The following is a 12,227-nucleotide window of genomic DNA, read 5'->3' as shown; positions in this document are numbered from 1 at the left end:
TAACAAGTTAATCATTCTAGCTATATGTCTTAACGTTTTGCATGTTCAGTTTTCAATGTTCATGTTGTCGACTTGTTTTAGCGACCTTTGTATCTTAACACCCTTTTCAATACTTCGTCAACACTTTATTCGACAAAAATATATAAAATAATAATAACATTTTATTCAGATAACTACAACTATTATCTTTTCTTTTTAAAAGTTATACTTGAACCCTTGTCATTGTTGAATTCCACGAATACGTTTTCGCTAGATTTCTCTTAATTTTTTCAAAAACTTCTCTTATTAAAAAGCAAAAAAGAGAGACCAAGGCCTCTCTTTCATTTGTTTTATTTATAAGAAAATAAAATATCCAAGGAATATAACCCATAAACCATACATAATCGGGTGAATTTCTTTAATTCTTCCCGCAACGATCATTGTAATCGGATAGAAAAGAAAACCGATCGCTATTCCAGTTGCGATTGAGTATGTTAATGGCATAGCAATAATGACAAAGAATGCCGGGACTGCAATTTCGAACTTAGTCCATTCAATATTCCCCAAAGAAGAAACCATCAGCACACCGACGATAATAAGAGCAGGTGCCGTAACATATGAAGTAATTACACTTAGTACTGGATAGAAGAATAAAGACAATAATAGTAGAACTCCTGTAACAACTGCTGCAAATCCTGAACGTGCACCAGCAGCAACACCTGCAGTCGATTCAACATACGATGTAGTAGTCGATGTACCAGCAACCGCTCCTGCTGTTGTAGCAATTGCATCCGCTAGAAGGGCTTTCCCTGCACGAGGAAGTTTTCCTTCTTTCATTAGACCAGCTTGGTTCGCAACAGAAATTAGTGTTCCAGCCGTATCAAAGAAATTTACAAACAAGAAAGTAAGAACAACAATCAAGAATTGATGATTCAATAGAGAAGACGGATCATTGAAAATTGGATCCAGTGCAGCTCCAAAAGTTGGCCCAATGTCAGGTACTTTACTTACAATACCAGTTGGAGTTGGCACTAAGCTGAAAATCATACCGATAATAGCAGTGATCAACATGCCATAGAAAATTCCGCCTTTCACACCCTTAACCATCATTATAACTGTTATTACTAACCCAAAAATAGTTAATAGTATGTTAGGATCTGTTAAATCACCTAAACCTACGATTACAGAGTCACTGCTTACAATAATTTTTGAATTCTGTAAGCCTACAAAAGTGATAAATAAACCTATACCTGCACCTACTGCATATTTCAACTCAGTCGGTATAGCGTTAATAATTGTTTCGCGAATCCCTGTTAATGATAAAAGTATAAAAATAACTCCAGCTACAAATACCCCTGTTAAAGCCATTTGCCATGGTATTCCGAATTCCAAAACTACTGTAAAAGCAAAGAAAGCATTAAGACCCATACCAGGTGCTAATGCGATAGGATACTTTGCAAGCACCCCCATCAAAATAGAACCAATACCTGCAGCTATTGCAGTAGCAGTAAATACTGCACCTTTATCCATATACATAAATTCCGGTAAACCTTCTACTGTTTCCAGCGACATAATCATTGGGTTTACTACTAGGATGTACGCCATTGCAAGGAATGTCGTTAAACCACCGATAATTTCACTACGATAATTTGTTCCTAGTTCTTCGAATTGAAAATACTTTTTCATAATATCCTCCATTTAGTGTCTGTATAACAGAAAAAGCATACGACTACATAAAAGTCGTATGCTCTAATATCTCTAATAAGCGAAAGAAAACAGTTTTCACTCATCGTAGTCAAATCATTTACGGTGACTTGGTAGAGACTTTTGGGCCTTATTCCCAATGTTATACGACGACATAATTAAATTATAATAGTAATATAACACCATATTTTTAAAAAATCAATATAGAAACCGAACAATTTTATAATAAAAACTATAATAGTTCGTCATTCTGACAATTCTACGTAAATGAACCAAAAGAAATTTAAAAGCCAGAGTGGCACCTTTATCTTCGTTATAATGAGAGAAGTACTTAATATTTTTCTTCAAAGGAGTGCACATCATGATCAAAATTGAGAGATTGCTATCTATCTTAGTCATCTTATTGAATAAAGAAATAGTTTCAGCCGAGGAACTGGCTAACAAACTAGAAGTCAGTAAGAGAACCATTTACAGGGATGTTGAATCCTTAGCTATATCAGGGCTTCCTGTTGTAACGATCCATGGTCGAAATGGAGGGATAGGATTGATGCCTTCCTACAAAATGGATAGATACTTGTTTTCTGATAAAGAGAAGCAAACAATTATAGAAGCTTTGAAACTCCAACATTCTATTTTGCAAGAGGAGAATCAAATACTTATCGAGAAATTAGAGAAGCTTAAAGGTGCTGAAGAATCCTATAACAACTTTTCTTTTTACTCCCCCACGATCCATAGAAGAGAAATTGAAATGGAAACAAATGAAAAACTAAAAACTTTAAGACAGGCGATGTTTCAACAAAAAAAGGTAAAACTCAAATATGTTTCTTTGAACGGAGAAATTACCAATAGAGTTATTTCTCCTTGCAACATTAATTTAGCAGACGGAAGTTGGTATATTGCTGGTTATTGTGATAAAAGAGAAGATAATAGGATATTCAAACTTACACGAATCAGGGAAATTTCACTATTAGATGAAACATGCCTAACAACAGAAGGAAAAGAATTTAACCAAATACCTAGTTATGTCCAAGTAGTATTAGTATTCCAAAGAAATCAATTGGGAAAGCTATATGACTTTTTCTTAGAAGAAGAAATTGAAATACTTCCCCATAACATCAAGGTCAACTTCCAATACGATAGCAATAAAAACCTTCTTCCTTTCCTATTAATGTTCGGTAACTCGGTCGATGTTTTACAACCAGATTCAATAAAAAAAGAATATTATAACGAGTTAAATAAAATTCATAATAAAATTAATGATGACAACCAGTTGTCATATATACCATGATATATTCTCCTTAGAAAGGTGGAGATTTAGAAATGAATAAAATTATCCCTGCAAAAGTGGTCTATGGAAATAAGGTTAGGGCAAACAATGGCGATGCTAGTATATTTCCTAAAACGTGGGAGGAATTCTTAAAAAGGGAAGTGAAAGGTGATATTTACGCCGTTTATAGTAACTATGAAAGCGATTATACTGGAGATTTTGACTTTATGATCGCAACAGAAGAAAAGAACGATGGACATAGCATCACAATTGGCAATGGAGAATATTATATTTGGGAAGTTGAAACGAACGACCTAAGCGGGGTAGGTAAAGCGTGGGGCGAGATTTGGAAAAGTGATTTACCAAGAGCATATGCAACTGATTTTGAGGTTTATAAAACGGATGGAAGTATTGCCATCTATTTATCTGTAGTAAGTAATTCATAAAAAAATAGCCTAGATTCTTTTTTAAGGAATCTAGGCTGTTTTCAATTATTATTCCCACTCAATAGTTGCTGGTGGTTTACTCGTAATGTCATACACTACGCGGTTGATATGTGGTACTTCATTAACAAGACGAACACTTACTTTTTCAAGAACATCCCATGGGATACGTGCCCAGTCAGAAGTCATTCCGTCGATAGAAGTTACTGCACGGATACCGATTGCGTAATCGTACGTACGTGCATCACCCATAACACCAACGCTGCGGATGTCCGGTAATACAGTGAAGTATTGCCAAATGTCTCGATCTAGTCCTGCTTTAGCTATTTCTTCGCGAAGAATTGCATCGGATTCACGAACGATAGCTAGTTTTTCTTCTGTCACTTCACCAAGAACACGGATACCTAATCCTGGACCTGGGAATGGTTGACGCCAAACGATTGCTTCACTAAGACCAAGCTCTAAACCTAGTGCACGAACTTCATCTTTAAACAATGTTTTTAATGGTTCGATTAACTTGAACTGCATATCTTCAGGTAGTCCACCTACATTATGGTGAGACTTGATAGTTTGTGCTGTCGCAGTACCAGATTCAATAATATCTGTGTATAGCGTACCTTGAGCTAAGAAATCCATGCCATCTAATTTGGAAGCCTCTTCATCAAAAACGTAAATGAATTCGTTACCGATAATTTTACGTTTCTTTTCAGGATCTGAAACTCCAGCTAATTTATTCATAAAACGCTCACGAGCATCAATTTTAATAACTTTCATGTTGAAGCCTTCCGTGAAAGTCTTCATAACTTGCTCTACTTCACCTTTTCGGTTTAAGTTGTGGTCAACGAACATACAAGTTAGCTGATCACCAATTGCTTTATGGATTAAAACAGCTACTACTGAAGAGTCTACACCACCGCTAAGTGCACATAGAACTTTCTTGTCTCCAACTTCCGCACGGATTTTTTCGATTTCCATTTCAACAAAGCTTTCCATTGACCAGTCGCCTGTTGCGTGACAAACATCAAATACGAATTGACGAAGTAAATCGATTCCGTGAATAGAGTGTCTCACTTCTGGATGGAATTGAACTGCGTAAAGTTGCTTCGCTACATTCGCCATAGCGGCAACCTCACATGAAGGGCTTGTTGCAATAACTTCAAATCCTTCAGGAGCAACAGTTACATGGTCACCGTGACTCATCCATACAACTTGGTTTGTAGGTAGTTGTCCGAATAAAGCTGTTGCGTTTTTCACATTAATTTCTGCTTTACCGTATTCTCTATTAGAAGCTTTTTCTACTTTCCCACCGAATTGTTGCGACATTAATTGCATTCCGTAGCAGATACCTAAAATAGGAACGCCAATTTCATAAATCGCTGGGTCAACATGAAATGCATTTTCATCGTATACAGAATTTGGTCCACCAGAGAAAATGATTCCTGTAGCATTCATTTTCTTTAAATCTTCTGCAGTAATTGTGTGTGGGTGCAACTCACTATACACTCCAAATTCACGAATACGACGTGTGATCAATTGATTATATTGACTGCCGAAATCTAGTACGACAATTTTTTCTTGTTCTTTCAACAATGGAGTTGAAGACATTTGCATCCACCTCTTCTTTTCAGTATTCCAAATTTGCTCCTCATTTATTCTACGCTATATTGGATAAGAAAAAACGCGTAAGAAAGCAATCCTCTTTCTACGCGTTTATGTTCTCTATTTCAAAAAGGTGAATGCAAATGTCCCAAAAAAGACATGACTGCATTCACCTTCATAGTCAAGTTATTATCGGTAACTTGGTAGAGACATCCGAACCATATTATCGGACATATACGAGGGCAACTTGGTCACTTTAATTTGACTTTAGTTTACAGCTTGTGGAGCCTAAAATCAACCACTTAGCTGATTGATTAAATTTTCCCAACTTTCTCTCACCTCTACGTAGTTTACATCTTCTTTGTTGCCCCCGTAAAAACCATTTTCATATACACTTGTAAGCTTTCGCATATGACTGTCTCCAAAATACCCATCGATCTGTTTTGCATAATCAGTCAATGTTTGCCCTTGTTCTTTTTTATAGCCATATGAATCAAGCTGTTTGAGCAACTGGTGATACATCTTTTCAAAAGTATCCCAATCATTTTTTTTCATGCGAGAAACCGGAATTAACACTTTCGACAACCACTTTCTTCTATAGTGGTAAGCAATCAAACATAGAAACGCCAATCCAATGATTAACCATGTAACAGCTGCTTTTCGTTCGTAAACCCATTTGACTGCATTGCCTGTTATTTTAGTAAACCCTTCCGATACTTCAGCTCTTTCCTTAATAGGCTTAGGTTTCGGTGGAGTTGGTTTAGGCGTTTCCTTTGGAGTCTCTAACTCATCTGTTTGGAGGTCTAAATCATAATTTAAGTTTGCATTATTTGTAAAACCAATTGTCGGTTCAAACGCCATCCACCCTATATTAGGAAAATAGGCTTCCACCCAAGAATGCGCATTATTATTCGTAACTTCGTAAATGGGAAGGCTATCTTCTTTTTGAATAATTTCACCTGGGGCAAACCCTTTTACCCAACGCGCTGGAATTCCTTGTGAACGAAGCATAACAACCATGGATGTGGAAAAGTTATCGCAATACCCCACTTTTGTTTCAAACAAAAACTGATCCACGTAATCAGTATCGCCTTCTGGGATTGCAGCTAACTGCTGGTCATATCTAAAACTATTTCGGCGAAAATATCGTTCAATCGATTTCGCTTTTTCATATAAGTTTTTGTCATCTTCCGTAATCGAAGCAGCAAGATCTTTTACTCTCGTCGGTAAATTTTCCGGCAATTGTAGATATCGATCAAACTCACTTGATAGCTCATTTAAACTTTCCATAGTTGTGTTTCGAAGTGCCTTCAAACTATAGACAGGCTCACTATAAATAACATCATAATTAGCAATCGGTACCGTACTGCCACCACTAAATGTTGTGAGTTTTTGATTTGTCTCATTCCATGAAAGTGTGACAGGCTCTAAAGCATCGACTTGTTTAATCCCATAAGGTTGCATGATGAAAGGAAATTCTGAAAACATTGAAATACTAGCCTTAGTCGTTGATTCCTCACTTCCAGGGATTATGTCAGATTGAATCTTTTCCCCTAAATTATAGCTACTAATTTGTGCTTCTGTATTAGATTGAATCCATCCTTTAGTTGTATACGTATCCTTTGTTTCTATTTTCCAATATTGTTTTGTTGGCACAGTTGCTCTCAATACAGGGGTATCATCCGATAAAAATGCCCCTCCTAAGTTTTCATCATTCTCTCCGTATCCTACCTTCCGATGACCTCCACTACCGGCGCCTCCCTCTCCATCTAATGCAGATTTGCTGGAAGAGGTAAAAAACGGTACCGGGTCAGGCCAGCTTGGTCCAGCCTTCGGTAAAAAATAGGATATTGCTCCACTTACAAGAAGGATTCCTACTAAACTCCCTACAGCTGCAAGCAAATAGGAACTCTTTACATATTCCTTATTTTCATCTGTTACCTTCTGAGCATACAGCAATCCCATAATGACAAATCCGCATCCCATTATAATCACAATACTCTTTTCGCCATTATAAGGACTAAAAGTATCTAATATAGTTATAAATAAAACCGTGAGCGCAAAAAACAACAGTGCATTTTTTCTCACACGAATCCAATAATTAAGTAGATACGTAGTCATCCACAATAGTAAAAAAAATAAGAATGTACGGAATGGATCCGTTATAGACTCCCAATCTTGCGTAACCAAGGCAAAGAAATTCACACGGAAAGCCTCTGTTAAATAAGATAAAGAATCTCTCGAAAAAAAAGAAAAGTCAGTATAAATAGAAATGATTGTCCAACAAATAAGCACTAATTTTAATGGTACAGCATAATAACCTTTAAGCTTAATGAAATAGAAAAGAAAGGATATTAATAAAAAGAAAGAAAATAGGTTCAAATGGTCAGTATCTGTCAACTCAATAACTGGCTTTAACCACTCGACCAGTAAAACAAATACGAAAAAATAAACAAAAAAAGATAACACTAATTTTTTACTCATGAACGGCTCACCTCCAAAAATACTTGGGCAAAACGTTCTTTCGTAATAATATGAACCTGCATTCCCCTGCTTGCAGCATACTGATGCATTGCGTGTTCCTCTTTCAATAATTTTGCATCTTTTTGTTTAACGACAAAACAGGTACAAACACGCAAATTACTTGCCGTCTTTTGAACACTATCTATCCATTCATATGTAAGATTACTAGTAATGTATAATAGAGACGTTGCTTGTGCTAGTGATTCATCGTGTAAAATTACCTGTTCTATCGGCTTTGTTAGATCTGGTTGGACTTTCGTTAAATGATAAAGTGCTCTTTGTAAATGTTCCTCACTTTGAACAGCGGGGATAAAAAAACGAGTTTCCCCTAACGATAAAAATGCACTGGATGCTTGATTGCGAACGATTGCTTGTAAAACAGAGCCGGTTAGATCGACTACCTCTTCGAATAGGTTAGATGGCGTCTGATCCATCAATACGAAAAGATCCTGAGATTGGCGATCTTCAAATTCCTTCGTTTTAAGAGTTTGCGTTCTTGCAAATGATTTCCAGTGAATCCAGGAAACCCTATCCCCAGGCTGGTAAGACCTTACACCTGTTGCCATCGAAGTATCTTTCATTGCTTGTATTCTCGACACTGCAGCCCCTTGATCATATCTCGTCTCAATTGGGATATATACCATTTCCGTCAAGTTCGGGAAAACAAGTATTGTTTTAGGGTTCGAGATAAATAGCTCTTTTTTTACCCAGCCAAACAGATCACTTACTTGAATGGTCACCCCTTGTAATACATGCTCTCCTCGAGGAATATGCTCAATTTCATACGTCCAACTAAACTCTTTTTTCATTCCCCAAAAAATTATTCGTTTATATGAGGCAGTCTGCACTAAAGAAGGACTTACTTTTTCTTCAAAACTTACGTACATAAGCGGGAACTGATTATTTCTTTGAACCTGAACAGTTGCTGAAAACTTTCCTCCACTGAATACTTTACGAGTTTCAATTGTTCTTTCTACTCTCAATTTAGATAATGGATAAAAAAACAGGAGTAATGAATAAATAGAAAGAGGAATTATGGAGTAAAACAGAAACCAGCTGACAAATCCCCCCTGAAACATTGCATAAACAAATGTAACGATTAGAAGAACCGTAATTCCTACAAATCCCTTTAGTTGTCGTAATCGTTTTAACCGTTGTTTCATTGACTTACTTTCCTCTTAATAGGGACTGGCGTTCTCTTGACGATCCGTACCAATACTTCTTCTGTAGAAATCCCATCGTATCTTGCCTCTGGCCGCAAAATTACACGATGTCCAAAAACGAACGGAGTTAAGTATTGAATATCATCTGGTATAACGAAATCTCTTCCATGAAGAAGTGCTAAAGCTTGTGAGGCACGCATTAAAGCAATGGAAGCCCGAGGACTAACTCCGAGATAGACATAAGTATCCTGTCTAGTGCGATTCGCAAGTTCTACAATGTAACTTTTTATAGTGCTATCTACTTTTACCAACTTTACTTGCCGTTGTAAATCTACTAATTGCTCCAATGTGATGACGGATTGTATTTGTTCAATTGGAAGAGCTTTCTCTACTCTATTTAGTATTTCTATTTCCTCGCTCGGATGAGGGTAACCTATCTGTAATTTTAATAAAAACCGATCCAGCTGAGCTTCTGGTAATGGGTACGTCCCTTCATGTTCAATAGGATTTTGAGTAGCCATTACAAAAAATGGTTTAGGTATCGGCATTGTAATCCCATCAATTGTGACAGATGCTTCTTCCATTCCTTCTAAAAGAGCCGATTGAGTTTTGGGTGAAGTACGATTGATCTCATCAGCAAGAACGATATTTCCCATAATCGGTCCTGGTCTAAATTCGAATTCCATTTCTTTTGGATTATAAATGGACACCCCTAGTACATCAGAAGGCAATAAATCTGGTGTAAATTGTATCCTTTTAAAATCGGCCCCTATTGATTTTGCAAGAGCCCGAACCATCATTGTTTTTCCTACACCCGGAACATCTTCTAAAAGCACATGTCCTTCCGCTAAAAGCGCTATTACGGCAAGCTCTGCTATATTTTTCTTACCAATCATTACTTTCTCAATATTTGTAACGATGGATTGAATTTGCATTTGTTCAATCATTCACGTTCCCCCTTTACTCTTGTTAAAACGAGTAGCCTGAAAATTTCTACAATACGTATTAAGCATAACGAAAATATGCATTAAAAACAAATAGAGATTGTGCAATCCACATAAAAGCCGAACCATCTCTTTGAGACAGTTCGGCTTTTATTATTTCCAAAAATTATCGAACACATTAATCGGCATATGTCTTTTATGCAAAGAACGAGCATAAAATCCTTCAATTTTTTCTTGCGCTTCCTGCGATACAGTTTTTCCTTCTAGATAATCGTCAATCTCATTATACGTCACACCTAGTGCTACTTCGTCAGGAAGTGCTGGGCGATTTTCTTCTAAATCGGCAGTCGGCACCTTCAAATATAAATGTGGAGGACATCCTAGCTGCTTAAGTAGTTGTCTCCCTTGTCTTTTATTTAGACGGAAAATAGGGGTTAAATCCACTCCACCATCTCCGTATTTCGTATAAAACCCTGTTACTGCTTCTGCCGCATGATCGGTTCCAAGAACGACTCCATAATACATGGCCGCAATGGAATATTGTGCTTTCATACGCTCTCTTGCTTTCTCATTGCCTTTTGCAAAATCTGATAACGTAATACCAGCATCTGCAAGCGCCTTAGCACTTGCGTCGACTGATTCTTTAATGTTGATCGTCACACATTTAGATGGTTGTATAAAATCTAGGGCATCTTGACGCTCCTGCTCATCGAATTGGATTCCATATGGCAAACTCACGGCGATAAAAGCATATCTCTCTTCGCCTGCTTCCTCATTCAACTCGTTTACGGCAAGCTGGGCAAGTTTTCCCACAAGCGTAGAATCTTGTCCTCCTGATATTCCTAATACCATGCTCTTTAAAAAGGAATGCTTCTTCAAGTAAGCTTTCATAAAATCAATACTTAAACGAATTTCCTTTTCCACATCAATAATCGGTTTCACTCTTAACGCTTCGATAATCTCTTGTTGCATTGTAGTCATGATTACAGACCTCCATTTTGCGCAATAAGATTGTGTTCCATTTCTTTTATTTCTTGAATGTTGCGCATTTTATTGTCCCAACATTTTTGACTAAGATCGACTGGATATTCTTCAGGGTTTAATGAACGTTTATATTCGTCCCAAAGCAAGTCTAAATTATCATGTGCATATTGACGTACCTCTTGTAGACTTGGGATTTGGTACAGAACTTTTCCACCCTCAATTACTTTTACATGTAAGTCTTTTGCTTCAAAATTTGTAACAAATTTCGATACAAAGGTGTGTACGGGATGGAACATTTTCAATCGCTCTTCATGCGTTGGGTCCTCATCATACATCGTAATATAATCGCCTTCTGCTTTACCATTTTCTTTATCGATAATACGGTACAGTTTCTTTTGACCTGGAGTCGTTACTTTTTCCGTTGTCGAAGAAATTTTAATCGTATCTTGCATTACTCCGGACTCATCTTCAATAGAAACTATTTTATATACCGCTCCAAGGGCAGGCTGATCATATGCCGTGATAAGCTTCGTACCAATTCCCCAACTATCCACTTTAGCACCTTGCGCTTTTAAATTTAAAATCGTATATTCATCTAAATCATTGGAAACGATTATTTTAGTATCCGTAAACCCTGCGGCATCTAACATTTTTCTAGCTTCTTTCGAAAGGAAAGAAATATCTCCTGAGTCTAATCGTATTCCTATAAAATTAATCTTGTCTCCAAGCTCTTTTGCTACTTTTATAGCTGTAGGAACACCCGTCTTTAACGTATTATATGTATCCACTAAAAAAACACAGTCTTTGTGCCGTCTAGCATATGAATGGAATGCCTCATATTCATCTTTATATGCTTGAACTAAAGAATGGGCATGCGTTCCAGATACAGGAATTCCGAACAATTTTCCAGCACGAACATTACTAGAAGATTCAATTCCACCTATATATGCAGCGCGGGTTCCCCAAATAGCCGCATCCATTTCTTGCGCACGTCTAGACCCGAATTCCATTGCAATTTCGTCCTTCACTACCTGCTTAATACGTGACCCTTTCGTAGCAATTAGCGTTTGATAGTTCACAATATTAAGCAATGCTGTCTCCACTAATTGAGCTTCTGCTAAAGTAGATTCAATACGTATAATTGGCTCATTCGGGAATACTAACTCTCCCTCTACCATTGAGTAGACGTCTCCAGTAAAACGAACGGTTCGCAAATACTCGATAAAATCTTCTCGATATCCAAGCTCATTTTGCAAGTAATTCAAATCACTTTCTGTAAAATGAAAATCTCGCAAATAGTCAAGGCATCTTTCTAATCCAGCAAAAATCGCATAACCATTCCCAAATGGTAGTTTTCTAAAAAACAATTCAAATACCGCTTTGCGTTCATGCATATTATCGGCCCAATACGATTCCGCCATATTTATTTGATATAAATCAGTATGTAAAGCTAATCCGTCATCTGGATAATTTTTGTTCATAATGATCCCCTTCTCCATAACTAATAACTATTGAACCTAGTATACACTATTTACCCTTTTTCTTGGTTAATTAATCATTAGCTCTCTTCATTCAATAAGGATAGTCTGTCGTAAGGGAGTTTCCACTGTAGGGAGGACGC

General features: G+C 37.0%; 9 protein-coding genes and 2 riboswitches. Of the genes, 2 read left to right on the top strand and 7 right to left on the bottom strand.

Annotated elements, in window-relative coordinates:
- Positions 1-333 precede the first annotated feature (333 nt).
- Positions 334-1,665 carry an NCS2 family permease gene (locus tag FS486_RS12020; RefSeq protein ID WP_144511706.1) on the bottom strand — a complete coding sequence of 444 codons (1,332 nt, stop codon included), beginning with the start codon at positions 1,663-1,665 and terminating at the stop codon, positions 334-336.
- Positions 1,666-1,751: 86 nt separating this feature from the next.
- A riboswitch (purine riboswitch) is annotated at positions 1,752-1,853 on the bottom strand.
- Between the two features lie 191 nt (positions 1,854-2,044).
- Here FS486_RS12020 and FS486_RS12015 point away from each other — a divergent pair.
- Both FS486_RS12015 and FS486_RS12010 read left to right on the top strand, forming a co-directional pair.
- Positions 2,045-2,971: a helix-turn-helix transcriptional regulator gene (locus FS486_RS12015; protein WP_144511704.1), complete on the top strand. Its 927-nt coding sequence runs from the start codon at positions 2,045-2,047 to the stop codon at positions 2,969-2,971.
- A 32-nt stretch (positions 2,972-3,003) separates the two neighbouring features.
- A complete protein-coding gene (locus FS486_RS12010) occupies positions 3,004-3,396 on the top strand; it encodes a GyrI-like domain-containing protein (RefSeq protein ID WP_144511702.1) in 393 nt (130 codons plus the stop codon).
- A gap of 48 nt (positions 3,397-3,444) precedes the next feature.
- Here the strand turns inward: FS486_RS12010 and guaA are convergent, their stop codons facing one another.
- From guaA to FS486_RS11980, 6 genes are all read right to left on the bottom strand, one after another.
- Positions 3,445-4,998, bottom strand: coding sequence for a glutamine-hydrolyzing GMP synthase (gene guaA / locus FS486_RS12005; protein WP_144511700.1), 1,554 nt, complete (start codon positions 4,996-4,998; stop codon positions 3,445-3,447).
- Between the two features lie 152 nt (positions 4,999-5,150).
- Positions 5,151-5,252: riboswitch (purine riboswitch) on the bottom strand.
- Between the two features lie 34 nt (positions 5,253-5,286).
- Positions 5,287-7,476 (bottom strand): DUF4129 domain-containing transglutaminase family protein, encoded by a 2,190-nt coding sequence (locus FS486_RS12000; protein WP_144511698.1) that lies wholly within the window; start codon positions 7,474-7,476, stop codon positions 5,287-5,289.
- Positions 7,473-8,678 (bottom strand): DUF58 domain-containing protein, encoded by a 1,206-nt coding sequence (locus tag FS486_RS11995; protein WP_144511696.1) that lies wholly within the window; start codon positions 8,676-8,678, stop codon positions 7,473-7,475. The genes FS486_RS12000 and FS486_RS11995 overlap by 4 nt, the downstream gene beginning before the upstream one ends.
- Complete coding sequence (locus FS486_RS11990; RefSeq protein ID WP_144511694.1) at positions 8,675-9,625, bottom strand: AAA family ATPase; 951 nt, start codon at positions 9,623-9,625, stop codon at positions 8,675-8,677. The genes FS486_RS11995 and FS486_RS11990 overlap by 4 nt, the downstream gene beginning before the upstream one ends.
- A 150-nt stretch (positions 9,626-9,775) precedes the next feature.
- The gene (gene nadE / locus FS486_RS11985; protein ID WP_144511692.1) at positions 9,776-10,603 is read right to left on the bottom strand and encodes an ammonia-dependent NAD(+) synthetase; all 828 of its coding nucleotides are present in this window, start codon (positions 10,601-10,603) and stop codon (positions 9,776-9,778) included.
- A gap of 2 nt (positions 10,604-10,605) precedes the next feature.
- The gene (locus tag FS486_RS11980; protein WP_144511690.1) at positions 10,606-12,087 is read right to left on the bottom strand and encodes a nicotinate phosphoribosyltransferase; all 1,482 of its coding nucleotides are present in this window, start codon (positions 12,085-12,087) and stop codon (positions 10,606-10,608) included.
- Positions 12,088-12,227 lie beyond the last annotated feature (140 nt).

Origin of the sequence: Bacillus sp. FJAT-22090 (genome assembly GCF_007676755.1) — a bacterium.
Classification (GTDB): Bacteria; Bacillota; Bacilli; order Bacillales_A; family Planococcaceae; genus Psychrobacillus.
This window is presented reverse-complemented; position numbering and strand designations above follow the sequence as displayed.